At 72.8% G+C, this 25,606-nt stretch carries 18 protein-coding genes; 13 read left to right on the top strand and 5 right to left on the bottom strand.

The genetic code is table 11. The features are described 5' to 3' along the window. Window position 1 precedes the first annotated feature (1 nt). Entirely contained in the window at window positions 2-1,687 is a 1,686-nt protein-coding gene (locus tag ACSRUE_RS43275) for a hypothetical protein (protein ID WP_441288675.1), read from the bottom strand. Between the two features lie 202 nt (window positions 1,688-1,889). Between ACSRUE_RS43275 and ACSRUE_RS43270 the strand changes: the two genes are divergently transcribed. Continuing rightward, window positions 1,890-2,423 (top strand): hypothetical protein, encoded by a 534-nt coding sequence (locus tag ACSRUE_RS43270; protein ID WP_441288674.1) that lies wholly within the window; start codon window positions 1,890-1,892, stop codon window positions 2,421-2,423. 161 nt (window positions 2,424-2,584) lie between these two features. Here ACSRUE_RS43270 and ACSRUE_RS43265 read toward each other — a convergent pair whose 3' ends face one another. Next, complete coding sequence (locus tag ACSRUE_RS43265) at window positions 2,585-3,166, bottom strand: hypothetical protein (protein WP_441288673.1); 582 nt, start codon at window positions 3,164-3,166, stop codon at window positions 2,585-2,587. 194 nt (window positions 3,167-3,360) lie between these two features. Here ACSRUE_RS43265 and ACSRUE_RS43260 point away from each other — a divergent pair, with 194 nt between their 5' ends. Together ACSRUE_RS43260 and ACSRUE_RS43255 are read left to right on the top strand one after the other, a co-directional pair. Further along, window positions 3,361-4,545: a serine/threonine-protein kinase gene (locus tag ACSRUE_RS43260; protein WP_441288672.1), complete on the top strand. Its 1,185-nt coding sequence runs from the start codon at window positions 3,361-3,363 to the stop codon at window positions 4,543-4,545. Window positions 4,546-4,610: 65 nt separating this feature from the next. Further along, window positions 4,611-5,675, top strand: a complete 1,065-nt coding sequence (locus ACSRUE_RS43255; RefSeq protein WP_441288671.1) for a PEGA domain-containing protein — start codon at window positions 4,611-4,613, stop codon at window positions 5,673-5,675. A 78-nt stretch (window positions 5,676-5,753) separates the two neighbouring features. Here the strand turns inward: ACSRUE_RS43255 and ACSRUE_RS43250 are convergent, their stop codons facing one another. Further along, complete coding sequence (locus tag ACSRUE_RS43250; RefSeq protein WP_441288670.1) at window positions 5,754-7,136, bottom strand: DUF1552 domain-containing protein; 1,383 nt, start codon at window positions 7,134-7,136, stop codon at window positions 5,754-5,756. Beyond that, window positions 7,136-8,854 carry a DUF1592 domain-containing protein gene (locus ACSRUE_RS43245; protein ID WP_441288669.1) on the bottom strand — a complete coding sequence of 573 codons (1,719 nt, stop codon included), beginning with the start codon at window positions 8,852-8,854 and terminating at the stop codon, window positions 7,136-7,138. The genes ACSRUE_RS43250 and ACSRUE_RS43245 overlap by 1 nt, the downstream gene beginning before the upstream one ends. A 278-nt stretch (window positions 8,855-9,132) precedes the next feature. Here ACSRUE_RS43245 and ACSRUE_RS43240 point away from each other — a divergent pair, with 278 nt between their 5' ends. From ACSRUE_RS43240 to ACSRUE_RS43230, 3 genes are all read left to right on the top strand, one after another. Further along, a complete protein-coding gene (locus ACSRUE_RS43240) occupies window positions 9,133-10,059 on the top strand; it encodes a hypothetical protein (protein ID WP_441288668.1) in 927 nt (308 codons plus the stop codon). Next, the gene (locus ACSRUE_RS43235) at window positions 10,049-12,073 is read left to right on the top strand and encodes a nucleotide-binding protein (RefSeq protein ID WP_441288667.1); all 2,025 of its coding nucleotides are present in this window, start codon (window positions 10,049-10,051) and stop codon (window positions 12,071-12,073) included. Before ACSRUE_RS43240 ends, ACSRUE_RS43235 begins: the two co-directional genes overlap by 11 nt. Window positions 12,074-12,355: 282 nt before the next feature. After that, window positions 12,356-13,672 (top strand): glycosyltransferase family 4 protein, encoded by a 1,317-nt coding sequence (locus ACSRUE_RS43230; protein ID WP_441288666.1) that lies wholly within the window; start codon window positions 12,356-12,358, stop codon window positions 13,670-13,672. A 26-nt stretch (window positions 13,673-13,698) separates the two neighbouring features. On the opposite strand, the gene ACSRUE_RS43225 is transcribed toward ACSRUE_RS43230, so the two are convergent. Then, entirely contained in the window at window positions 13,699-15,207 is a 1,509-nt protein-coding gene (locus ACSRUE_RS43225; RefSeq protein ID WP_441288665.1) for a serine/threonine-protein kinase, read from the bottom strand. Between the two features lie 392 nt (window positions 15,208-15,599). Here ACSRUE_RS43225 and ACSRUE_RS43220 point away from each other — a divergent pair, with 392 nt between their 5' ends. From ACSRUE_RS43220 to ACSRUE_RS43190, 7 genes are all read left to right on the top strand, one after another. Beyond that, window positions 15,600-15,749 (top strand): hypothetical protein, encoded by a 150-nt coding sequence (locus ACSRUE_RS43220; protein WP_441288664.1) that lies wholly within the window; start codon window positions 15,600-15,602, stop codon window positions 15,747-15,749. Between the two features lie 6 nt (window positions 15,750-15,755). Beyond that, the gene (locus tag ACSRUE_RS43215; RefSeq protein ID WP_441288663.1) at window positions 15,756-16,751 is read left to right on the top strand and encodes a glycosyltransferase family protein; all 996 of its coding nucleotides are present in this window, start codon (window positions 15,756-15,758) and stop codon (window positions 16,749-16,751) included. A 259-nt stretch (window positions 16,752-17,010) separates the two neighbouring features. Further along, window positions 17,011-18,600 carry a glycosyltransferase family 4 protein gene (locus tag ACSRUE_RS43210; RefSeq protein WP_441288662.1) on the top strand — a complete coding sequence of 530 codons (1,590 nt, stop codon included), beginning with the start codon at window positions 17,011-17,013 and terminating at the stop codon, window positions 18,598-18,600. A gap of 78 nt (window positions 18,601-18,678) precedes the next feature. Next, window positions 18,679-21,315, top strand: coding sequence for an MMPL family transporter (locus ACSRUE_RS43205; RefSeq protein ID WP_441288661.1), 2,637 nt, complete (start codon window positions 18,679-18,681; stop codon window positions 21,313-21,315). After that, window positions 21,312-22,490 (top strand): glycosyltransferase family 4 protein, encoded by a 1,179-nt coding sequence (locus ACSRUE_RS43200; RefSeq protein ID WP_441288660.1) that lies wholly within the window; start codon window positions 21,312-21,314, stop codon window positions 22,488-22,490. The genes ACSRUE_RS43205 and ACSRUE_RS43200 overlap by 4 nt, the downstream gene beginning before the upstream one ends. A 4-nt stretch (window positions 22,491-22,494) precedes the next feature. Next, a complete protein-coding gene (locus ACSRUE_RS43195) occupies window positions 22,495-23,847 on the top strand; it encodes a glycosyltransferase (RefSeq protein WP_441288659.1) in 1,353 nt (450 codons plus the stop codon). 216 nt (window positions 23,848-24,063) lie between these two features. After that, window positions 24,064-25,512: a GuaB1 family IMP dehydrogenase-related protein gene (locus tag ACSRUE_RS43190; protein WP_441288658.1), complete on the top strand. Its 1,449-nt coding sequence runs from the start codon at window positions 24,064-24,066 to the stop codon at window positions 25,510-25,512. Window positions 25,513-25,606: the final 94 nt, after the last annotated feature.

Raw genomic sequence — 25,606 nt, 5'->3', positions numbered from 1 at the left:
CTCATTCGTAAGCAATCAACAGGTCCGCGGACGCGTTGGGCGTCTGGTAGCCCGCGTCGCACTCGTCACGCCCGGCGAGCACGCGCTCGGCGCGGCCGACACGCACACGGAAATCCGGCCCTTCGAGGGTGTCTCCAGGGCTCAGCAGGGTCTTCGCGCCGCCGCTCTGCACCGCCACCACGGCGTCGGTGACGTAGGCGCCGCAGCCCAGCCGGTCGCCCTCGCACCCGGTCGCCTCGATCGAGGCAGCGAGGCCTCCGAGCTGGAGCTCGACGACGTTGTGATAGACATCGAGCCGCTTCGCCGAGTCGACGGCCGAGACCTCGAGGTGGTCACCCTCGTCGGACCATTGCACCGTTTCGCCCGCCGAGAACGGGAAGTCTTCGATCGGAATGCACAGATAGTGAGTCAGAGGGGTGAAGCTCGGGTCCGGCTCGCCGCCGCCCTCGCCGCCGGCGCCCATTCCACCATCACCGCCGGTGCCGCCGGCACCCGCGCCGCCAGCGCCACCGACGTCGGCTCCGCCGGCACCCGCGCCGCCTGCGCCCACGCCGCCTGCGCCGCCCGCGCCATCGTCGGGGCCGAGCCACGGGGAGCTCATGGTCAATTCGATGCAGCCGTCCGACAGTGCGTCGATGTTCGCGATCTCGCGGACCACCTGCTTCGGCAAGGGGGCGGCCCACTGGAAGGACGATTGAGGCGCCCCGGCGCACGCCGAGGGCCCGACGTTCGTCTGCAGCGCGCCCGTCTTCACCTGTCCGGGCGCCACCACCGCCAGCGGCTTCAGCGCGACGCGCCCCGCCACCGTCTCCGTATCCTTCCAGAAATCGCTGTTGTCGTTCACGTTCTGCGGAACCATGATGGTTTGCAGGTCGGACCACCATGCCATCACAGGCCGCAGTCCATCCGTCTCGAGCAGCACCACCTCGCAACGGCCTCCCGAGGCCGGCGCCGTCTCCTCGAAGTTGCCTGCGGCGAGGTGGGCCTCGGCCCGGTTGAGCGGGAGCGTGTCCTGCGGGTCCAGCCGATACGTGATCCCGAGGTTGAACGCGCTCGGCCCGAACATGCGTGTCGGATCGCCGGAGGTGACGGCAGCGCAATCGAGCGACGCGTCCACCCAGCGCACGCGAACGTCGACGATCCCGGTCGTGGCATTGACGAGATAGGCGTCCGTGGAGTAGCCCTCGGGGGCGGGGGTGCCGGTCGCGACGCAGGCGACGGCGGACGCCCCGAGGATCGCGCGCTCGAGCACCCAGGCGGCGCGCGCGCCTTCCTCGGCGCTCCGGGCCGAGAGCTCCCGGCTGCAAGCAGCGCGCGCCGAGAGGCGCCATGCCGGGACGAGGACCACGAGCGCGGCCAGGTCCGTCGGATCTTGCCAGATACGCCACGTGATCCCCGCGAGGCCCACGAGCCCCACGAGGAGCTGCGCGGCAGCGGCCGAGAGCTTGATCGCCGCGAACGGCGCGGCCACCGCCGCGAACGCCAGCGCTCGCCCGCGCGACGTGCGCGCGTCCACGAGCGCCGCTGCGAGGACGGGGGCGACCACGAGGCCGGCGAGGTCGCTGAGCTTGCCGGTGAGCGCGCCTGGCAGGAGCCCGGCGCCTTTCAGGAAGTGGTCGTTGACCACCAGGAGCGCCAGGGCGCCAAGGAAGAGGGGGTGGCGGAGGACCGCGAATCGAGGCGACACAGATTGTCGTGACCGCGACACCAGCGTCAGAGCACCGGCGTGGCCGCCGGCGTTTCGCCGTGATGAGTTCAGCATCGCCGCGAGCCGATAGCAGCGCGCGTGCCACGCGCCGCAGGCGTCGGAGCGGCGCGCCATCGCGTCGCGGCCGGCCCCTGCCTTCACTGCTGCTGCCCTGGCACACCTGTCGCTGAGGCAGCGAGCGATGCGATCCTGCCTGCTACTGTCCGCCTGCTCTTTCCTCGCGTCCCTCTCCGGGTGTGGCCCTGTCGACGGTGATCCGTCGATCCCCGCGGAAGCCAGCGATTGTCCTGCGCTGCTCGGCGAGGACTTCTCCGAGACCCGCGCCGTCGACATCGGTGACGCGTCGTCCGGGACGTTCGTGCCCTACGCCGACGGCGCCAGCGTGCAACTGATCCTCGGCAACCAGGGCTCGATGATGATCACGCCCTGGGTCCAGGTGGAGGCTCTGCCCGGCGACGCGGAGGAGACGTGCCATGTGGTGCGCCTCGCGAACGAGCTCGAGGGCCCGCTCGCCAGCGATCCCGAGGGGATCGCCGCCGCGCAGTTCAACGTCCAGTTCATCAAGACCGGCTCTTTCCTGGTCTCGGACGGCGCGCTCTACCACCCTTTCGCGTGGGACCGCGAGACGCTCGAAGGTCAGAAGCTCGGGCTCACGGTGACCGTGCGCGGCGACGGCTACGAGGGCACGAAGAGCGTGAGCGTCGTGCTGGAGTGAAGAAACCGGCCCATCGAGCCGCCGCCCACATCGAGCATGCGATGGCAGGTCCGGTCCAGCGCGACCGGTGACCGCGGCGATTCGCCCTCACGTCCTCGAATCGTTTCGGTTCTCTTTCCCTGATGGATGGCTCGTGGCGCGCCGAGTCCGGCGGCGCGGCGCTACCGCGGGGCGCACCGGGTCGCGACATATCGGCCATTCGGGTCGCCGTCGACGAACACGCTGCCCACGTCGGAGAGCTCGAAGGTGACCGAGGTCGGGTCGATCGCCGTGATGGTGAGCCTGCCGAATCCCGCGTCGCCGCCGCCGGTGACGGCCCCCGTGCTGCTGCAGTCCGCGCGAGAGGACGTCCCGAAGATCGTGAGATCTCCGCTCGCCGTGTCCACCTCGCCCACGGCGAGCATCGACTCGGGCATGCGGAGCTCCAGGTCCCACCAGTCGCTGCAGGGCGAGTACGTGGGGTTCGCGTCGGGATCGCTGCAGGACAGGGCCAGGGTGGCGATACGGAGCGTCACGCTCGACGAGTCGCCGAAGACGATCGCGCTCACCCGGCGCCCACCGCCGCCCGAGGTCGTCGGCGACGGCGCGACCGAGCTCGTCGTCGAGACCGGGCCATCCGGGCCATCCGTGCTGCCCTGGCCGCTCGTGCTGCCCTGGCCGCTCGTGCTGCCCGCGCCGCCGGCCCCGCCTCCTCCGCCGTCCATGATCACCGCGCCGCCGCACGCGCTTTGGACGAGCAGCACGAGCGAGCCTACCGCCATTGAAATGCATCGAGGTGAGCGCTTCATCGTCGCATCGTATCGCCCTCCGGCCTGCGATCGCAGACGAGGGCAAGCCTCCGTCCATGGACCGGCCGGGGGCCGCCTGTGCTACCATCGACCACAGCAGGCTCGGATGGCAGCACGCCCCGTGGCCGGGCGTGAAGCGCGGAGCTCTGATGAAGCCACCTGTCGTCGAAGGAGACGTCATCGCCGGCAAGTACCGGGTCGATCGCGTCGTGGGCCGAGGCGGCATGGGCATCGTGGTCGCGGCGAGCCACCTGTTCCTCCCGCAGCGTGTCGCGATCAAGCTCCTCCTCAGCACGGAGAGCCCGGCGCTCGTGCAGCGGTTTCTCCGCGAGGCGCGCGCGGTGGTCCGCCTCAAGGGCGAGCACGTCGTGCGGGTGTTCGACGTCGGCGAGCTCGGCTCGGGCATCCCGTACATCGTGATGGAGTACCTGGAGGGCCAAGATCTCTCCGATGTGCTCCGCGCCCGCGGCACGCTCAGCGTCGCGGACGCGGCCGACTACGTCCTGCAGGCCTGCCTGGCGATGGCCGAGGCGCACGCCGCGGGCATCGTGCACCGCGATCTCAAGCCGGCGAACCTGTTCCTCACGACGACGCCCGGCGGGGCGACGCTCATCAAGGTCCTCGACTTCGGGATCTCGAAGGAGGTGCCGGGCAGCACCGAGGGCGTCGGCGCGTCGTTGACGCAGACGCGGGAGATGCTCGGCTCGCCCAATTACATGTCCCCGGAGCAGATGCGGTCGTCGCGCTCGGTCGACGCCCGCTCCGACGTGTGGGCGCTCGGCGCGCTGCTCTACCGCCTCCTGGTAGGGCAGCCGCCGTTCGAGGCCCCGGCGCTCGCCGAGCTCGTGCTGCAGGTCGCGAGCGCCGAGCCGATCCCGCCCACCGCGCTCAGGAGCGACATCCCGCCGGCGCTCGAGGCCGCGATCCTCCATTGCCTCCAGAAGGATCCGGCCCGGCGGCCGCAGACCGTGGCCGACCTGGCGCGCGCGCTGGTGCCCTTCGCGACGGCGGGCGGGCAGGAGCGCGCGGAGCGCGCCGCGCGGATCCTCGGGGCGGGGGCGCAGGTGACGCCGCCGCCGACCGGTTCGGTGCCGCCGCCGCGGCTCGTGACGGCCAGCGGCCCTCCGAGCGCCCCGTCCGGCGCGATGACGAGCCTCCTGCCCACGACGCGGGGGCTCACGCGGACGTCCGCGCGGCCCGGGTCGCGCAGGATCCTCGGGGCGGCGCTCGGGGCGGTCGTGATCGCCGTGCTCGCGCTCGCCCTCTGGGGCGCGGTCGCGTTGCCCCCGTCGGCGCCCGGAGGGACGAATCCCTTGGAACCACCGCTCAGATGAGACAGGAAACACCGGCCTCCGACCCGCTGCACCCCGCATTCCGTCCGGATGCAGGCGAGGCGCCTGTGCGTTCGAGCCGCCCGGCGACGGGGCTCGCGCCAGCCGCCGCCATCGTGGTGTTGATCACGGCCGGCGGCGCGGCCGCGCAGCAACCCCAGCCCGCCCCAGCGGCGGCTCCGGCGCCGGCCGCCCCCGCGCCGGCGGCTCCTGCGAAGGCCGCTCCCGCGCCGGGTGAGGCTGCTTCTGCGCCCGCCCGCGAGCGGCTGAGCGGTGAGGCCAGGGCCGATTACGAGTCCGGCAAGACGCTCTTTCGCAGCGGCGACTTCGCCGGCGCCTTCCTCAAGTTCCAGAGCGCCTACGAGAGCTCGAAGGACGCGCGCCTCCTCTGGAACATGATCGCCTGCACGTCCAAGATGCACCGGTACAGCCAGCTCCTTGCGCTGGTGGAGAGGTTGAAGCAGGAGGATCGGGGCGCCCTGCTCCCGGAGGACTGGGCGACGATCGACGAGGTCGAGCGAAAGGCCAGGGCCCTCGTCGGTCACCTGGACGTCGCCGTGAGCGAGCGGGACGCGGAGGTGACGATCGACGGCCAGCTGATCGGGAAGACGCCGCTCCCGGGCAAGGTGATCGTCGACGCCGGCACGCGGCGAATCCGTGTCTTCAAGCCGGGGTTCAAGGAGCACCTCCGCGTGGAGAGCGTGTCCCCTGGCGCGCAGCTGGCGCTCGACGTCCGGCTGGCGCGGCCGATGAACGGCGGCAGGCTCTCCATCGTTGCCTCTCCGGGCGATCGCCTCGCGCTCGACGGCGAGTTCCTGGGCGAAGGGCAGTGGGAGGGCATCGTGCCGGGCGGCCGTCACGCGGTGCGGGTGACGGCGCCGGGGAAGGTGCCCTACCAGGCCCAGATCCTGGTTCGGGACGAGGCGCTGAGCAGCGTCCGCGTCGGCCTGGTGCCGGCCGAGAAGCTCGGCGGGACGCCGGCGTGGATATGGATCGTCGGCGCCGGGGCGGTCGTCGCGGCGGCCTTGTCGGCCGGCATCCTCCTCTTGCACGATCACAATCCCGCGCAGGTGAGGGCGGGCCAGGAAGCCCCCAGCGAGGGCCGCCCGACCGGATTCGGTGGCCGGTTTTGAGGGGGCCGCCGCCGTCCACGGCGGCGCTCGCCCACGAACGTGCGCCTCGCTCCGGCGAGCGCGGCCGGCAGGCCGCCGTCAGATCATCCCTACCAGCGGTCCTGTGCAGAAGTCCGGGTCGCCGAACGAGTCGGCCTCGATGCCCATCGCGTGGAGCAGCGACAGGAGCAGGTTGTTGTGCGCGACCTCCTTCTGCTGGACGACGTATCGGCCCGTCTTGAAATGACCTCCCGCGCTCCCGGCGACGACATAAGGGATGTTCTTGCGCAGGTGATTGCCGTCCGCGTGCTCGTTGGTCCAGAAGATCACCGTGTTGTCGAAGACCGTGCCGTCGCCCTCCGGCATGCTCTTCAGCTTGGCGATCAGGTACGCGAGCTGCTCGGCGTAGAAGCGGCTGATCCTGGTGAGCCGCCCGCGGTTCACCTGATCGGCGTAGCCGTTGTGCGCCATCGGGTGGTGGCCCTCGGTGATGTCCGGCCCGAGGAAGCTCAGCACCTTGGTCGTCGCGGAGTTCGTGAAGTGCAGGCTCGCGACCCGCGTCAGATCGCAGGCGAGGGACATCGCGATGAGATCCAGCTGGAGCCGGCAGAGCTCCGGCATGCTGGCGACCTTGTCGACGTCGAGATCCGGCGTCAGCGCCGGCGCGGCGCACGCCGGCGAGGTCGGCGCCGAGCCGCGATCGAGGCGCGACGCGATGTCCTCCACCGACGCGAGGTGCCCGTCGAGCTTCAGCCGATCCGCGGCGCCCAGCCGCTGGCGCAGCCGGTCGTAGTCCGAGGCCACCTTGCCGAGCACCGCCCTGCGCTGCTCGGTCTTCCGCGTCGCGTCGGCGGGCGCGACCGACAGGTCGGAGAAGAGCCGGTCGAACGCGGCGTACGGGCTGTTCTCCGGCGGCAGCGGCTGCGCCGGCCCGCGGTACGCGAGGCGCGCGCCCACGGTCGCCCCGTAGACGAGCACGCCGAGCTCGAGCGAGAGGAGCCTGGTCTTCGTGCCGATGTGGTTCGCGATCTCCTGGTCGAGCGAGATGCCGTCGGCCCAGCCGCACGACAGCCCGGCGTCGCCGGGAAAGTCGCCCTCCTGCATCGCGCGCGCGGTCAGGCACTGCCCCGTGCCCTTCTGGTGCGCGTCGCCCGGCCCGGTCAGCGCCGACAGCGCGCTCACGTTGCCGAGGACCAGCAGATCCCTGTTGTGGTCCTTGAGCGGCGCGAGGATGGGCGACAGCTCCTCGCCGTTCTGGAATGTCGAGGACGACGGCCAGAAGTCCGGCGGGACGGTCCCGTTCGGCGTGTAGAGCACGATGAACCGCTTCGGGAACTCGAGCCCGAACGCGGCCCGCCCCGTCTGCTCCGAGGCCGGCGCGAGCCGCTTGGAGCAGCCCATCACCTCGAGGAACGGCAGCGCGAGCGCCGCGCCGCCGAGGCCCCTGAGCACGGCGCGGCGGCTGAGTCGGAACGGCTTCATCACGGCTCTCCTCCCGGGGCGCTCTCCGAGGCGCCTCCCACGTTGATCTCGCGCCGGTAGCGGAACGCGTCGGTCTGGGTGAGCGCCACGAGCAGCGCCCTGATGTTGTACCGGGACGCCTCGAACGCCTCCGTCGCCTGCGAGAGGCTGCAGGCGTCCTCGCGCTGCTCGGCGCGGCCGTAGCCGAAGCGGAACCACTGCTTCACGACGCACGCGCGCACCTGCTCGCTCTCCGCGAGCCGGTGCGCGAGCTCGACCGCCCCGTCGAACGGCCCGTCGATGTCGGTCTGCGTGAGCTCGCCGCTGGCGTCGACCGGGATGCCGTTCTCGGCGTCCCGCCAGCGGCCGAGCGCGTCGTAGTGCTCGAAGCCGAACCCGATCGGGTCGAGCAGCGTGTGGCAGCTCCTGCAGCCCGGGTCGGACACGTGCTGCGAGAACTGCTCGCGCGTCGTCTTCGCGCGGTCGACCATCGGCGGCTCCGGGACCACGTCCGGCGGCGGCGGCGGGATCTGGCAGAGCAGGCTCTGGCGCACGAACCGGCCGCGGTGCACCGGCGAGGACCGGTTCGGCTTCGCGTAGAGCGAGAGCAGCCCGGCGTGCGTCAGGAAGCCGGCGCGCTGCGACGGATCGAGCTCCACCCGCTCGAACGCCTCGCCCTTCGGGCCTCCCTCGACGCCGTAGAGCGCGGCGAGCTCCCGGTTCATCATCGAATAGGGCGCCGTGAACAGCGTGCTCACGCTCGCGTCCTGCTCGAAGATCGCGTGATCCAGGAACGCCTCGGTCTCGGCCTGGAACAGCGGCAGGAGCTCGTCCCGGTACTCGGGGTAGAGCTCCGGGTCCCTCCCGCCCGCGGCGATCTCGCCGATCTTCGAGAGCCCGAGCCACTGGCGGTGGAAGTTCTTCACGGCCTCGCGCGCCCGCGGATCGTCCAGCATGCGCCGCGCCTGCGCCGCGATCTCCGCGGCGGTGCCGAGCGCCCCCTCCTCGGCGGCCGCGAAGAGCCCGTCGTCGGGCATCGTGCCCCAGAGCAGGTACGAGAGCCGCGAGGCGATCTCGTACGAGGAGAGCGGCACGACGTCGCCCTCGACCGGATCCGGCATGCCGAGCTCGACGCGGTAGAGGAAGTGCGGCGACTGGAGCATCGCCTGGACGACGAGCGAGAGGCCGGTCGACGCGTCGTCGGGCGTCTCCCCGAGGCCGAGCCCGCGGTCGAAGAGCGCCGCGAGCTCGGCGACCTCGTCCTCGGCGAGGGGCCGGCGGAACGCCCGCTTGCCGAGCGACGCGATGAGCGCCGCGATCTCGCCGCGGCACGCGGCGCCCGCCGCGGCCCCGCGGCACGAGGGCGCCTGGCCGAGCAGCTTGCCCGCCGCGCGCGCCGCGATGCCCTCGGCGGCGGTCATGTACTGCTCCGCGAGCAGCGGGCTCACCACGAGCGCCGCCGCCTGGTTGTTGAAGCCGAGCGACTCCTCCTCGGGCACGAAGCCCCTCGCAGGGCGGCTGTCGTCGCCGAGGAGATCGAGTATCGTATTGTCGTACTCCACCCGTGTCATGCGGCGGAGCGGCGACTCGCCTGGCTCGATGGAGGCGCAGAGCGGCGCCGTCTCCTCGCCGTCGTCGCCGTCGTCGCCGTCGTTCGCGGGGAGATCGCCGAACTGCCCTGAGCAGGAGGCGAGGAGGAGCAAGCCGATGGGCCAGCGGAGAGCTCTTGGTTCAGCCATGGTGCCTCGTCGGCGAGCGCGAGCAGGGCACGGCGCGTTCCCCTCCGTGCAGCGTGCGCGGCGCGGCCGTGTGCGTGGCGCGCCATCTCGCCATCTTCAAGGAGCGTATGGCAAACCGTCGCTCCCGGATAGGAGCCGCGCTCGGAGCGGCCGAATCAAGTGGGAGCGCGGGGCCGATGTGATCATCCCGTGTGCGCGTGTCTTACGGCGTTGCCGCGGACTCCGGCGTTCGAAGGCGGCTCGACCTGCGGTGTACGGAGCGACTATGCTCGCGCCCGATGCAAAGGCGAACGCTCGCCTGTCCTTTCTCTCCTCTCTCTCCTCGGGCGCCGCGGCGCCGCGCGCGCCGCTCTCCTGCGGCCGCGCTGCTCGGCGCGGCGCTCTCGGCGCTGTCGATGCTGCTCGCGCTCCTTTCGCCAGGCTCGGCGCTCGCCGATCCCGGCGCGGCGTCCAGCGCCGAGCGCGACGAAGGCGCCCGCCCCCCCACCGCGGGGACCGCGCTCTTCAGCGCGGGTGTCGATCTCGAGATCGCGGGTCGTACGCTGTCCTATAGCGATCTGCTCTCCGACAACCTCCGCACCTACGAGGTGCTGGGCGTGCCCATGCCGTCGCTTCGGGGCGAGCTGTACCCGTTCGCGCGAAGCGCCGTCCCGGTGCTCCGCGATCTCGGCGTCGAGCTCTCGTACGCTCGCGCGCTCGGCCTCGACTCGGAGGGCGCCGGCGGAGCGAGCGTATCGACCTCGTGGAGCCGGCTCCACGCCGGCCTCCGGGGCCGTTACCGCCTCGCCGGGCAGGACGGGCCGGTCCTGTTCGCGGGCGGCGGACTCCGGTGGACCGACTTCGATATCGAGTCGACGGGCGACCCCTCGCGCGACGCCGCGTCGGTGTCCTACGTCGCCTTGCGCGTCGGGGTGGACGGGCGATTGCCGGTCGGCCCGGTCGCGCTGGAGGCCGGGGGAGGGGTTCAGGCGCCCCTCTCGATGGGAGCCCTCGCGTCTCATTTCCGCGCGCCGAGCGCCGGAGGCGTCGATTTCCGCGTCGCGGTCGCCGCCCCGTTCGCGCCGGGGCTCGAGGCGCGCGCGGGCGTGTCGTACGCGCGGTTCTTCTACGATTTCGACTCCGAGCCAGAGGACACGTACATCGCGGGCGGGGCGCTCGACCAGCTCTTCAGCGTTCACCTGGGGGTGGCTTATCATGGGGAGTGAGGCGCGCTCAGCGCGCGCGGCGCGCGCCGGGTCTACCCGTCGCCGCGCGCGCTTCACGGCGGCGGCGACGGCGGCGGCGCTCGCCGCGCCGGCCTTGCCGCTGCTCGCGGGGTGTCCGGGGACGATCGACGACCAGGAGCGGTTCGACCGGCGGGACCGCGACCCGCAGGCCGCGTGCGCCGACGTGCCCGCGGTGTTCGCCGAGCGGTGCGGCGGCGCGAGCTGCCACGGGCCGGGCGAGCCCGCGGCCGGCCTCGACCTCGTCACGCTCGGCGTCGGCGATCGGGTCGCCGGCCGCCCGGCCACAAACTGCGCCGGCGTGCTCGCCGACCCCGATCGGCCGGAGGAGAGCGCGCTCTACGTGCGGCTCACCGACGCGCCCTCGTGCGGCGCGCGCATGCCGCTCGGCGGGGCCCCGTACTCGTCCGAGGAGATCGCGTGCGTCGCCGCCTGGATCGCGGAGCTCAGGCCGGCCGTGTGCAGCGGCCTCGACTGCGGCTGTCCCGGGTGCGTGTGCGCGCCCGGCGCGCAGGAGGCGTGCTACACGGGCCCGGAGGGGACGCGCGACGTCGGGCGCTGCGCGGCCGGCACGCGCGCCTGCAACGCGGAGGGCACGTCGTGGGGCCCGTGCATGGGGGAGGTCCTGCCCGCCTTCGACGCGTGCGACACGCCCGACGACGAGGACTGCGACGGCGCGGCGCCCGCCTGCGAGGACGTGTGGAGCCGCGGCTTCGGCGACGCGAACGGCCAGTACGCCCGATCCGTCGCGTTCGACGCGGATGGCAACGTGTTCGTGGCCGGCCAGCTGGAGGGGACCGTCGATCTCGGCGGCGGCCCGCTCACGGCCACCGGCACGGACGCCTTCGTGGCGAAGTTCGACAGGTTCGGCGCGCACGTCTGGAGCAAGCTGTTCCCGGGCGACGGCAACCAGTTCGCGATGGCGCTCGCGGTCGACGCGGCGGGCAGCGTCCTCGTGGCGGGCCGCGCCTTCGGCCGCGTCGATCTCGGCGGCGGCGAGCTCGCGTCGCGCGGGAGCGACGACGTCTTCGTCGTCAAGCTGGGCGGCGGCGGCGAGCACATCTGGAGCAGGATCTTCGGCGGATCCGGCGCGGAGCGCTGCGACCGCATCGCCGTCGACGCGGCGGGCGACGTCCTCGTGGCGGGCGGCTACCACGGCGCCGTCGACTTCGGCGCCGGCGAGCTCACGAGCGCGGGCATGCGCGACGCCTTCGTGCTGCGCCTCGCCTCGGACGACGGCCGGACGCTCCTCGCCATGCGCGCCGGCGGCGAAGGCGACGACTACGCCCACGGGATCGCGGTCGACGCCGACGGCAACCTGCTCGTCGCGGGGTATTTCGAGGGATCCATCGATCTCGGCGGAGCGCAGCTCGAGAGCGCCGGCCTCTCCGACATCTTCCTCGCCAAGCTCCGCCCTTCCGGTGACCACGTCTGGAGCGCCCGGTTCGGCGGCGCCGAGGCGGACGAGGCCCACGACGTCGCGGTCCACCAGGCGACGGGCGACGTGGCGCTCACGGGCACGTTCGCGTCGACCATCGATCTCGGCGGCGGTCCGCTGGTGAGCGCCGGCGGGCGGGATCTGTTCGTCGCCAGGCTCTCCGGCGCCGGAGCGCACCTCATGAGCCGGCGCTTCGGCGACGCCGAGGACCAGCTGCTCACCGATTTCGAGACCGGGGCGCGCGCGAGCGTCGCGGTGGACTCCGCCGGCAATCTCCTGCTCGCGGGGCCGCTGTTCGGCTCGGCGGACTTCGGCGGAGGGCCGCTGGCGAGCCGAGGCAAGACCGATGTCTACCTGGCCAAGCTCGGCGCCTCGGGCGCTCACGTGTTCAGCAAGCTGTTCGGCGACGTCCAGACGCAGGTCGGCCTCGACGTGGCGGCGGGCTCAGGCGCGAGCGTGCTGATCGCCGGCCGCTTCTACGGCGCCATCAACTTCGGTCAAGGGGCGCTCTCGAGCGCAGGCCAGGGCGACGCGTTCGTCGCGAAGCTCTCTTTATAATAAATGCCGTTCTCATCGCAAATGCCGCGCTCGGCGGCGCTGCGCGCCGTTGCCGATCCCGTCTGCCGAGGTACCCCCCGGCGCGTGGCAATTTGCCTCGCTGGGGCGGCATGGCTGTTCGTTCATCGCTCGTCTGGGCGCATGGCCTCAATTCTTGCCTCGTTTCCAGCCTTCTCGGAGTGGCATGTTCTCTGCTCGACGCCGCTCGACCGCGCGGCGAGATGCTCCCCTGAACTCAGGGGTTCCATCGAGCCGAGCGGGCGAGTTCGAAGGAGCAGAGGTATGCGCGTCCTGCTTATCACCAAGATTTTCCCGAACGCGATGAACCCGGGACAGGCGCCGTTCAACCGGCGGCAGTTCGCTGCGCTCTCGAGGTATTGCGACATCGACGTCTTCGCGACGATCCCCTGGTTTCCGGGGGCTTCCAGGTTCTCCCGGTGGTCCATGTCGAGCGACGCGCCTCGCGAGGACGTGATCGATGGCTTGCCGGTGCGCCACCCGCGATTCCTCTATGTGCCCAAGGTGGCGCCCTATCTCAATGGTCCGCTCTACGCGGCGTCCATGCTCGTCGAGCTGGCGCGCCACCGCCCGGCGCCGGACGTCATCGTCGGCTCGTTCGCCTATCCGGACGGATTCGCCGCCGTGTGCCTCGCGGAGCTGCTCGGCGTCCCGGCGGTCGTCAAGGTGCACGGCTCGGACGTCGACGTGCTCTCGCAGCAAGCGGCGGTCAGGCCCTCGCTCGAGTGGGGTCTCCAGCGCGCGACCCGCGTCGTCGCCGTGAGCAAGCAGCTGGCCGAGGGGGTGCACGCGCTCGGCGTCCCCCGCGACCGCATCGATGTCGTCATGAACGGCGTCGATCGCAGCATGTTCTACCCGCGCGACCGGCGCGAGGCCCGCGCCGCCCTGGGCCGCCCTGCGGAGCGCCGGCTGCTGCTCTACGTCGGCCACCTGCTCCGCGACAAGGGCGCGCTCGACGCGATCGCCGCCTTCGAGCGCATCGCCGCCGCGCACCCCGACGTCGACCTCGCGCTGGTCGGGAGCGGCGCGGACGAGCAGGCCTGCAGGTCGGCGGCGGAGCGGCTCGGCGGGCGCGTCCTGATGACCGGTCGCCTGCCGCACCACGAGGTGGCGCGCTGGGTCGCCGCCTGCGATGCGCTCGTCCTGCCGAGCCATCACGAGGGCACGCCCAACGTCGTGATCGAGTCGATCGCGTCGGGCCGCCGGGTGGTCGCGACGCGGGTCGGGGGCATCCCCGACGTGATCCGCCGCCCCGAGCTCGGCGAGCTCGTCTCGCCCGGCGATCTCCCCGCCCTGGCCGGCGCCATGGCGCGCGCGGCGCACGCGCCCTACGATCCCGAGCGGATCTCGGCGCTCGCCGGGTGCAAGGGGTGGGACGAGAGCGCTCGCGCGCTCCACGACACGCTCGTCCTGGCGCGGAGCGAGCGGCGCTCGCCAGCGCCCGCGCCGCTGCGCGTGCCCGTGTTCGACAAGGGCCCCGCGCTCCAGGCGGACGCGCACCCCCCTGCGTCCGTGCGACGGGCGCCGCCCCCCTCGCGGCGTTTCCCCGACGGCGCGCAGCTCGGGGTCGGCCAGGCCTGAAGGGCCGCGCTCGCCCTGGCCCCGCCTCAGGCCACGGGCACGGCCTTTTCTGGCCGCAGGCGAACGGTGGGGCCGGGATCCGGGGGCGGCGGCTCGGCGCGTGGCATCGCGGCGCGCGCCGTCCAGAAGCTCCTTGCGTCGTCCGGCGTCCACGCCGGCGCCGGCTCGCATGCGTCGAGCGCGGCGAGCAGCTCGCGCGCGCTCTGGTAACGGTCGCCTGGCCGCTTGGCGAGGCACCGCATCACCACCTCTTCCAGCTCCGACGACAGCGGCCAGGGCGCGCGCAGCGACGGCGGGATCGGCGGCATCGTCAGGTGCGAGTAGACGAGCTTGCCGAAGCTCCGGCCGTCGAAGGGGGCCACGCCCGTCAGCAGGTAATAGAGCGTGACCCCGAGCGAGTAGATGTCGCTCCGGGCGTCCACGGCGCCGGCCGAGATCATCTCCGGGGACATGTACGTCGGCGTTCCCTTGATCACGCCGACGTCCGTCATGCTCGCGTCTCCCTCCAGGCTCACCTGCTTCGCGATCCCGAAGTCGAGCACCTTGAGCACGTCCTGCTCGTCCCCCACGCGCGTGATGTAGAGGTTGTGGGGCTTGATGTCGCGGTGGATGACGCCCGCGTCGTGCGCCTCCGCCAGCGAGAGGCAGGCCTGCCGCGCGAAGTGGACGACCCGGGAGGGCGGCATCGGGCCGTGATCGCGCACCAGGGTGGCCAGGTCGGCGCCGGCCAGGTGCTCCATCGCGATGTAGAAGATGCCGTCGCTGCTCGCCCCGAAATCGAAGATCCGGATGGTGTGCGGCGACGTGAGCCGGCTCGTCGCGCGCGCCTCGCGCTCGAAGCTGCGCACGTCGCCCTCGGACTTGCTCTCGCTGCGGAGCAGCTTCAGCGCCACGTCGCGGCGCAGCGACTCGTCCCAGGCGAGCCACACCTCGTTCTGCCCGCCCCGGCCGACCGGCGCCACGAGCCGGTAGCGGCCGAGCTTGCGGGCCTCGTAGACCTGCTGGCGCGCCGACCAGAGGCCGTGGCTCGCCGCCGACACAAGGATCGCGGTGGCGAGCACGAAGATGTAGTTGCAGGCGAAGATCACGAGCGACCGCGGCGACGCCCACTGCGCCGCGAGCGCCGGGTCGAGGGACGCCCCCGCGCCCATGATGATGGGGAAGCTGAGCGCCACCGGGATCGTCATCCGGAGCGATCGCGAGAAGTGCGTGGGCAGGATCGTCGCGTCGACGAGCATCACGATCGACAGCCCGTGCATGTAGTTCCAGGTCAGATCCCCGAACTCCAGCGCCATCACGGAGATGAGCCCCCCCGTGCTCCAGACCGCGAAGACGTGCGCCGCGTCGAGGAGCTCGGCCGAGGTCTGCTCGCGCCGGGCGAGGAGGTACAGCCAGAGCAGGATGACCTCGCCGAGCAGCCGGTAGAGCAGCAGCCGGGTGACCGAGGCGCTCGGAAACACAGCGAGCACCACGAACACGTCGAGCGCCGCGAACGTGGGCCAGGTCACGAGCGCCGTGGGGAGGCCCCGCGCCATCGCGCGGCGCTCGTCCGCCGAGCTGACGCCTCGAGGTCCCTGGGATCCCGTCGAATGGAAGCTGCTCGAGGCGGTCATGGTGCGGCGCGGGCCGTATCGCAGGCCATTGGAGCTCCGCGCTGGCGCGGAGTCAAAGCGCACGTCGCCCGCCCGGAGGAGCGAGAAATGACGCAACGCACGTGTCGCACGCGACGTACGTGCGGCGCGCATCGCACGCATCACACACGTCGTACGCGTTGCCCACGTCGTGCGCACGAGCGCCGCCCGGGCGCGGCGCGGCGAGCGCGCCTCCGGGGTTCCGCCGGCGGGGCGTCCGTTGTAGAGGCGCTCCGCGCTCGCTCCGAGCCCCCCGCAATGGCGGCGATCTCGGCGGCGAGCCGCGGGGAAATGGGATGAAGCAGAGACGTGCGCTCGTGATCATCGCGGTCCGCAACGGCGTGCTCGCCGGCGCGGCCCCCGCGCGGGCGGCCATGGGCCCGCGCGTGATCCTGGGACCGGCCCTCTCGCGCGCGCGCGGCTGCTGCGGCGCGCCGGTGCGCTGACGGCCCGTGGCGAAGATCGGCTACTACGTCCACGGCCGCGGGCGCGGGCACGCGAGCCGCGCGCTCCCGATCGCGGCAGCCCTCCGCGAGCGCGGCCACGAGCTCCGGATCTACGGCGGCGGCCAGGCGGCGGACCTGCTCGGCGCGCTCCCGGAGCACCGCCTCGTGCGGCCGATCCGCCGCGGGCTCGCGGGCGTGATCGAGCTCCCGCGCCGCCTGGCGAAGGAGATCGTCGAGCAGGCGGGCTTCCGGCCCGACGCCGTCGTGAGCGACGGCGACGTCCCGTCGCTGCTCGCCGCGCGCGCGCTCGGGATCCCCGCCGTCGCGCTCGGCCACGATCTCGTCTTCTCGCGCTGCCGCCTGCCCGAGGGGCTGCCGAGGCTGCGGGTGCTCGCGTGCCGGCGCACGACCTGGGCCTCCAGCCGGGCGCGCCGCGCGGTCGCCGTCCACTTCCTGCCGATCGAGCCGGAGACGCCGGGCACCCTCGTCGCGCGGCCCGAGCGCCGGCTCGCCCCCGCGCGCGCCGGCGAGCCCGGGGCCGTCGTCTGCTACTTCAGCGAGTGCGACGCGCGCCGCGTGCTCGAGCTCGTCGCGCGCGACGGCCGGCGCGTCATCGCGTTCGGCGACCCGGGCCTCGACGTGCCCGGCGTCGAGGCGCGCCCCTTCGATCCGGGCGCGTTCCTCGGTCACCTCGAGGGCGCGTCGGCGGTCGTGACCACCGCCGGCAGCAACGTCCTCGCCGAGTGCGTGCTCGCCGGCAAGCCCGTGCTCGCGCTCTACGACGACCGCCACGACGAGCAGACGCTCAACGCGCTCCTCGCCGAGCGGGCCGGCGTCGCCGTCGCGAGCTCGCTCGCGGCGCTCTCGCCGGACGTCGTGGCGCGCTTCTTCGATCGCTGCCGCGCCGCCGACTTCGCTCGCATCGACCTGGAGCGCGCGCTGCCGAGCGCGCCTTCCGCCATGCTCACCCTGCTGGAGGAGGCGTGCGCGGGCGCCTCGTGACGAGGTGCATCGCGACGTTCGCACCTCGCACCGTGGCCGAAGTCGACACAAGCGGCATGAGGTTTGCTAATTACGCCCACCGCCGACAGGCCCATCGGCCGACGAGGAATGGCTGCTGTGCCGAGCAGCAGGCAGCGCTCGCGGCCGCAGCGCGACACGGCTGTCGCGGGCGCGACACGAATGCCCTACCGCCCGTCACGCTGCGCGCCTCGGTCGGTCATCGACCACGGTTCGCGCCGCTTCTCCAGGAGCAACGAAGATGACGATGGATGCAATTCTGCCGCTCAGCGACCACCGGAGCGATCGCGCGCCGCACGAGGCGATCGCGCCGGCGCGTCCCACGCCGTCGACGGGACCCGCGCGGGGAGGGCTCTCCTCCGTCAGGGTGCAAGCGGCCATTCCAGAGAATCCCTTCGCTGCCCTCTCCGGCGCCAACGGGCGGCCGCTCAAGGTCGCCATCCTCAGCGATTTCACGCGCATTCCTTACGCGAATGGCGCGGTCTTCCAGACGCGGGCCCTGTATCGCGCGCTCAACACCTGTGGTCACCAGGCAACACTGATCGGACCTCGGGATCCGGATGCCTCGGCCGACGAGATCCCCCCCGGCACCGTCGCCTTGCCCAGCCTGCCGCTGCGCACCTACCCGGGGGTGCACCTGCCCATCCCCGTGGGATCCTCGGTGCTCGATCCGATGCGGTGGGATTTTGACATCTGCTTTGCGCAGACCACGACCCTGCTCGTCGAGTTCGGCATCTGGCTGCGCAAGATGCGCGGCATCCCGCTGCTCTGCGTGAACACGACGCACCTCGCGGCCGCGTACGACGTGCTCCTGCCGGAGCGGGTCTCCCGGATCGGCGCGGTCCACACGGTGCTCCACAAGACGCTCCGCGCGCCGATGGAGCGGCTCTTCGTGGACCTGTACAACCAGGGAGACGGCCTCGTCGTGCTGAGCGAGGGCCTGCGCGATTACTGGCGCGAACGGGGCGTGACGGTGCCCATCCACGTCATCCCGCGGATGGTCCCCGAGGACGTGTTCGAGCGCCCGCTCGGCCCCGACCCCTACGTGCAGCTGCTCGAGGAGCGCGGGCTCGACCCGCGCGGTCCCCGCCTCGTCTGCGCGGGCCGCCACACCCGGGAGAAGTCGCAGCACCGGCTGATCCGCATCTTCGCCGAGCACATCGCCCCGCACGAGCCGCAGGCGACGCTCACGCTCGTCGGCGACGGGCCGGACAGCGTGGCGTACGCGGCGCTCGCGCGCGAGCTGGGCGTCGCGCGCCGGGTCATCTTCACGGGCGAGGTGCCGTACAGCCAGATCTCGGACTACTACCGGCACGCGAACCTCTTCCTGCACGCCTCGCTGAGCGAGACGTTCGGAAACGTGCTCAGCGAGGCGCTCTGGTGCGGCTCCCCGACGGTCGCGTTCGCCGACGGCATGGGCGTGAGCTCGCAGATCCAGAGCGGCCACAACGGCCTGCTCATCGACCCGGGCCGCGGGCCGAGCGCCGAGGAGAGCGCGAACGTCGCGTTCGGCAAGGCCGTGCTCGCGCTCACGCGCGATCCGCTCGCCGCCGCGCGGATCGGGAGCGCGGCCTCGCAGCGGGCGCGCGAGCGGTCCTCGCCCCTCGTCGTGCAGCGGATGCTCGCGAACGCGTTCGCGCACGCGCGCGAGCACGCGAGGCAATCCAACCTGCGCCCGCTCGTCGACGGGCCGAAGGCGCTCCAGTGGCTGGAGACTTTCCGGCACTTCCGCACCTGGATGGGCTTCACCGGCGGCCTCTTCGCGTTCGGCCACCTGCGCCCCGCGGCGGCGCCGCGGCCCAAGGGTATCCAGCCGTCGTTCTGCGCCTAGCGCGCGTGGTAAGACCGGCCCGAAGCCGGCCCGCACGCGGCCGCTTCGAGGTGTCCCCGGTTTCGAGGTGTCCTTCGAATGCTCCTCAGGATGATCGGTGCGCTCGTCGATATCAGCGGGCGCCGTCCCTGGCTCGTCATCGCGCTCGCCCTCCTTTCCATGGCAGGGCTATGGGGGTACGCGTCGCGGCTCGAGCTGCGCACGGAGCTCCGCGAGCTCCTGCCGCGCGACAGCCCGGCGTTCCAGGCCTACGAGCGTCAGGCCCAGCGCGTGGACGGCGGAGCGCAGCTCATCGTCATCGCCGAGTCGCCGGATCGCGGCGCGAACGAGCGGTTCATCGACGCGCTCGCGGAGCAGCTGAACGAGCCGCTCCGGAAGCGCGCGGCCTGCGCCGCGGCGTGCGGCGACGACGCCTGCCGGGCGGCGTGCGGGCCGCCGGCGCTCATCCGCTACGTGGAGTCCGGCACGAAGGAGGTCCGCAGCTTCTTCGACGCGAACAAGTGGCTCTACGCGAGCGTCCGCGAGCTCGAGGCGGCGGACGAGGCGATCGAGCTGGAGCTCGCGCTGCGGAGCGGCCTCATCGAGGATCTGGAGGCCTCCGGGGCGCCCGGCGGTGACGCGGGCGCGGCGGGCGCGGCGGGCGCGGCGGCGCCGGCCCAAAAGGGGCTGTCGCTCGACGAGACCTGGCAGGAGCTCCAGCGGCGCCTGAAGAAGATCGACGAGTTCCCGAGCGGCTACTTCGCCACGCCCGACGGGCGCATGGTCGCGCTCCGCATCGTCTCGCGCAGCGCCGGGATGGGCGATCGCCGCGCGGCGGAGCTCCTCGACCAGGTGACCGCGCTCGTCTCGCGCCTCGATCCCGCGGCGTTCCACCCGGCCATGCAGGTCGGGTACGCGGGCGACATCCCGAACGCCATCGCCGAGCAGAAGTCGCTCGTGAGCGAGGCGGTGTGGGCCACCGTCATCGCGCTCGTGCTGATCGTCGGCGGCGTGATGATCTACTACCGCTCGCCCTGGTCGCTCGTGGTGATCCTGCTCCCCACGGCCTTCGGCGCCAGCGCGGGGTACGCGTTCGCGACCCTGACCTACGGCTACGTCAACACGGTCGGCGCCTTCCTCGGGGCGATCATCGTCGGCAACGGGGTCAATTACCCGATCGTGCTCCTGTCGAGGTACCGCGACTTCCGCGCGCGCGGCATGCCCGCGGACGAGGCGCGGCGCGAGGCGGTCATCAACGCGTTCCGCGCCGAGCTCGTCGGGGCGAGCGTGGCGGCGATCGCCTACGGATCGCTCACGATCACGCACTTCCGCGGGTTCAGCCAGTTCGGCACGATCGGCTTCGTCGGGATGTTCATGGTGTGGGCGTCCATCGTGCCGCTCGTGCCCGCGACGCTCGTCGCGATCGAGCGCATCCAGGCGAGGCTCCCTCGCTGGATGCGCGATCCGGCGCCGCGCGTCTCGGACGAGGGCACCGCGGGGCCCGGCGCGCGGGCGCTCGCGCGCGTGACGTCGCGGTGGCCGCTCGCGTTCCTCGCGTTCGCGCCGGTCATCGTCGCGCTCGCCGCGTGGAAGCTCCCCGCGTACATCCGGGATCCCTGGGAGTACAACTTCGCGCGCCTCGGCTCGAAGAGCTCGCGGGCGAAGGGCGCGGGGAGCTGGTCGCTCAAGGCGTCCGAGGTCTTCGGCGGGAAGATGAACGTCGCGGGCGCGATGATGCTCGCCGACACCCCCGAGCAGGTGCCTGCCATCAAGGCGCAGATCCTGGCGAACGACGCGAAGGATCCGCAGGGCCAGCTCGTGGCCGACGTCGCGACGATCGCCGACGCCCTCCCCGGCACGGCCGAGGAGCAGCAGCGGAAGATCGAGATCCTGGAGCGCATCCGGGACCGGCTGACCCCGCGGGTGCTCAAGGCCCTGCGCCCCGAGGAGCGGGAGCGCGTCCTCAGCATGAAGCCGCCGGAGACGCTGCACGTCATCGGCCCGAAGGACCTGCCCGACCTCATCCGCCGCAGGTTCGAGGAGAACAACGGCGTCGTGGGGACGGTGTTCTACGTGAAGTACAAGAACAACGTCTCGTTCTCGAACGGCAGGAACCTCCTGCGGATGGCCGACACGACCGGCAACGTGGTCCTCCCTGACGGGACCCACGTCGTCACGGCGAGCCGGCCGACGGTCTTCGCCGAGATGATCCGGTCGATGGAGCGCGACGGCCCGCTGGCGACGGCGGCCTCGTTCCTCGCGGTCACGATCGTCGTGGTGCTCGCGACGGGCAGCGTCGCGGGCGCGCTCGCGGTCCTCCTGGCCCTCGTGCTCGGCGTGCTCGCGACGGCCACTGCCATGGCGGCGCTCGACGTCAAGATCAACTTCCTGAACTTCATCGCGCTCCCGATCACGTTCGGCATCGGCTGCGAGTACCCCTTCAACGTCTTCGATCGCGCGCGGCTGCTCGGCGGCGACGTGTCGCTCGCGCTCAAGCGCTCGGCCGGCCCCGTGGCCCTCTGCAGCTACACGACCGTGCTGGGCTACGGGTCGCTCGTCTTCGCCGACAACCAGGCGCTGAACTCGTTCGGCTGGGTCGCGGTCAGCGGCGAGGTGGCGTGCGTCGCGACCGCGCTCCTGTTCCTCCCGGCGCTGCTCCACGTCATGAACCGCTCGGCGCGGATGCGGCGCTCGTGGAAGGGCGGCCTCCTCCTGCGCGGGAGCAACCACTCGTGAAGATCCTCGACGTCGCGGAGTTCTTCTCGTCCCGCGGGGGCGGCGTGCGGTCGTACCTGGAGGAGCTCGTGCGCCAGGGGAGCCGGCGCGGCCACGAGATCGTCGTCGTGGCGCCCGGGCCGCGCGACGAGGTGGTGCCGCTCGAGGGGGGCCGCATCGTGCGGGTGGCCGGCCCGCCGATGCCGTACGACCCGACCTACCACGCGCTCCTCCGGCTCGGCGCGGCGCGGGCGATCATCCGCCGCGAGGCGCCGGACGTGGTGCAGGCGAGCGCGCCGTACACGGCCGCGCTCGTCGCGGCGAGCGCCCGCGAGGTCCCGCTCCGCACGCTCGTGTACCACTCGGATCAGATCAGCACCTACGCGGCGCCGCTGCTCGACCGGGTGCGCCCGCGCGCGGTCGCCCGGGCGCTCGAGGGCGCCCTGTTCGCCTGGCCGCGCGCGCTGTCGCGGCGGTTCGACGCCACGATCGCCCCCGGGACGTTCATCGCGGAGCAGCTCCGCAGCCACGGCTGCGAGCGCGTCCACCGCGTCACCTTCGGCGTGAAGCGCGGCGACTTCGGCCCCTCCCGCGCGGACGCGGCGCTGCGCCGCAGCCTGCTCGGCCGGTTCGCCGACGAGCCGTCGGCCGCGCTGCTCCTCGTCGCGTGCCGGCTCGCCGTCGAGAAGCGGGTGGCGCTCGTGATCGACGCCGCGCGAGAGCTCGCGGCGCGGCGCCCGGTCGCCCTCGCGGTGCTGGGCGACGGGCCCGAGCGGGCGCGGCTCGAGCGCCGCGCGGCCGCCCTTCCGCAGGTGACCTTCCTCGGCTTCGCCAAGGACCGCGCCACCTACGCCGCGCTGCACGCCAGCGCCGACGTCTTCGTCCACGGGGGCGCCGCCGAGACGTTCGGCTTCGTGCTGGGCGAGGCGCTGTGCTCGGGCCTGCCGCTCGTCGTCCCGGCCGCCGGCGCCGCGCTGGATTTCGTGCAGCCCGGCGCCGCCGAGGTGTACGCGCCGCGCGCGTCGCCGGGCGAGGTGGCCGCCGCGATCGAGCGGGTGCTCGCGCGGCCGCGGGAGGAGCGCGTCGCGGCGGCGCGGGCCGCGGGGGAGCGGCTGCCCACGAGCGACGAGCACTTCGAAGCGCTGTTCGCGCTCTACGCGGACCTGCTCGAACGCGGGGTGCGCGGCGACGGCTGACGTCGTGGACGCCAGCTTGCTCGCGAGAGGACCGAACGTGCGCCCCTTCCTGCTGATCTCCCCCGCCTTCGCGCCCCAGACGAGCGTCGGCGCCTTCCGCTGGGTGAAGCTCGCGCGGCACCTGCCGCGCCACGGCTTCCGCGTCGCCGTCCTGTCGGGGACCTTCCCCGAGGATCCGCGCGACGACGGGCTGCTCGCCGCGCTGCCGCCCGAGGTCGAGGTCTTCGACGAGTACCTCGATCCGGCCGTCCTCGCCGCGGGCGCCGCGCTGCGCGCCCTCCGCGCGCGGGCGCCGCTCCCCGCGGGGCGCGCGGGGCCGCTCGTCGGGCTCCGCCCGTTCCAGGCGATCACCGATCGCTGGATCGCGCACGCGCCGCGCGGGGCGCGCGCGGCGGTGGCCCTGGCCCGCCGCACCGGCGCGCGGGCCGTCGTGGTGAGCGCCGGGCCGTACTCGGCCTGCCCGGTCGGCCTCCACGTGAAGCGGGCGCTCGGCGTGCCGCTCGTCCTCGACATGCGCGACCCGTACTCGCTGCACGAGACGGGGAGCGGGCCGCCGTCCGGCCTGGCCGAGCGGGCCCGGCGCGCCATCGTCCCGCGCCTGGAGCGCCGCTGGCTCGAGGGCGCCGACCACGTGATCTTCAACACGCGGGCCGCGCTCGAGGCCTACCGCGCGCGCTTCCCCGAGCTCTCGTCGAAGTCCTCGTTCGTGCGCAACCACTTCGATCTCGCGCTGTACGCGCCGCCGCCCGCGCCGGAGCCGCCCCGCCGCTTCGTCGTGCTCCACCTCGGCACGATCCGCGAGGAGGCCTCGGCGGACCAGATAGGCGCCGCGCTGCGGCGGTTCATCGACCGCGAGCGGCTCGCGCCGGGCGACGTCGTCCTCCGGCAGATCGGCCGGATGTCCGACCACGATCGCGCCTGCTTCGAGCGCCTGGGGCTCACGCCGTACATCGAGGCGCTCCCCCCGGTCCCGCAGCGCGACGTGCTCGGCGAGCTCAGGCGGGCGCACGTGCTGCTCGCGATGCTCAGCCCCCACGTCGTGCTGCGCGTCTCGGCCAAGACCTACGACTACGCCGCGTCGGGGATGCCCGTCGTCAGCGTGACCGCGAACCGCGAGGTCGAAGAGCTCCTCTCGTACCGGAGCGACAACGCTCGCGTCGCGCCGGACGACGCGGACGGCATCGCCGCCGCGCTCGCGCGCCACCTCGCGCGCTTCCGGGAGACGGGCGCGCTGCCGGTCCCGGCGCCTCCGCCCGCGGCGCTGTCGTCCGAGGCGGCCGCGGCCAGCGTCGCCGCGATCCTGGACCGCGTCATCACCGACGCGCCCGCCGCCCGTCGCGCCCGCCAGCCTGCTTGAAACCGATTGCCAGGGACCTGGCTCGCGAGCGAGGAGAGATCTCAACGCAAAGACCCAAAAATGCACGAAATTTGCTCTTTTTCGCGCCTTTGCGCATTTGCGCCTTTGCGTTGAAATCTCGCTCCGGATCCCTGGCAGGGCTCCTGGTGGGTGGAACTAGACTGGCGCGCGCAGCGCCGCCTTCGCGGCGCCATCCCCCTTCCTCGGAGCTTGTGCATGCGTTTTCTCCACCCCGAGCATGACGAGAGCCTGGAGCTCGCCCTCGAAGACGTGTTCCTGACCCCCGGGTACTTCGCCGGCGGCTCCCGCCTCGAGACCGACCTGCGCCCGGCGGACTTCCCTGGCGGCTCGCACCCGATCGTCTCGGCGAACATGAACGCGGTCACCGGCAAGCGGATGGCGGAGACGATGGCCCGCTTCGGCGGCCTCGGCGTGCTCCCGCAGGACATGGATCTCGACACGGTCGAGCGCATCGTCCACCACATCAAGCGCGCCGACCCGCGCTACGACACGCCCCTCTCGGTCTCCCCGCGGGCGACGCTCCGCGACGTGCACGGCATCATCCGCAAGCGATCGCACGACATGGTGGTCGTGGTCGACGACGAGCGGCGGCCGATCGGCATCGTCACCCACGCCGACCTGCGCGACCGGGACCAGTACACGCCCGCGTCCGCGCTCATGTCGTCGCGCCTCATCACCATCCCGGCCGGCACGCCGAACCGGACGGCCTTCCTGCTGATGGAGGACGCCCGCGTGAAGGCGGTCCCCGTGCTCGACGGGGACGGGCGGCTCCACGGCGTGCTGACGCGCGACGACGCCGTGCGGCTCGAGCTGCTCAAGCCGACGCTCGACGGCGGCGGCGAGCTCATGGTCGCGGCGGCGATCGGGATCTCCGCGCAGGCGGCCCAGAGCGCCGCGCGCCTGCTCGAGATCGGCGTGTCCGCGATCGTGCTCGACACCGCGCACGGCCACCAGCGCCGGATGATCGAGGCGATCCGCGCCGTGCGGGGCGCCGTCGGCGACGCCGTCCCGCTCGTGGCCGGCAACGTCTGCACGGCGGAGGGCACGCGGGCGCTCATCGAGGCGGGCGCCGGCATCGTGAAGGTGAACGTCGGCCCCGGCGCGATGTGCACGACGCGCATGCAGACCGGCGCCGGTCGCCCGACGTTCTCCTCGGTGCTCGCGTGCGCCCGCGAGGCGCGCCGCCACGGCAAGCGCGTCTGGGCCGACGGCGGCGTCCGTCACCCGCGCGACGTGGCGCTCTACATCGCCGCCGGCGCCTCGCGCGTCATGGTCGGGACGACGCTCGCCGGCACGTACGAGAGCCCGGGCGACGTCATGGAGGACCGCGACGGGCTGCTCTACAAGGAGAACTACGGCATGGCGAGCGCCCGCGCGGTCAGCGAGCGCACCGCGGATCTCGACGCGTTCGAGCGCGCCAAGAAGGCCTTCTTCCGCGAGGGCATCTCGACGTCCCGCATCTACATCCACGAGGGGCGCGAGAGCGTCGGCGCCATCCTGATCGAGATGATCACCGGCGTGCAGTCGGCGTGCACCTACGCCGGCGCGGCGAACCTCGACGAGCTCCACGACAAGGCCGTCATCGGGGTGCAGACGCTGGCGGGGTACGGCGAGGGCAAGCCGCACGGAATCGAACGGCGCTGAGCGAGCGGCGTGGATGGAGCGGCGTGGATGGAGCGCGACGCGGCGCGCGACGCGCTCATCGCGCCATGCTTCCCATGCGCGCGAGCCGCGGCGC

It is taken from the genome of Sorangium sp. KYC3313 (assembly GCF_052075895.1).
Classification (GTDB): Bacteria; Myxococcota_A; Polyangia; order Polyangiales; family Polyangiaceae; genus Sorangium; species Sorangium cellulosum_B.
Note: the sequence above shows the minus strand (reverse complement) of the source record. Positions and strands in the feature narration are given on the sequence as shown.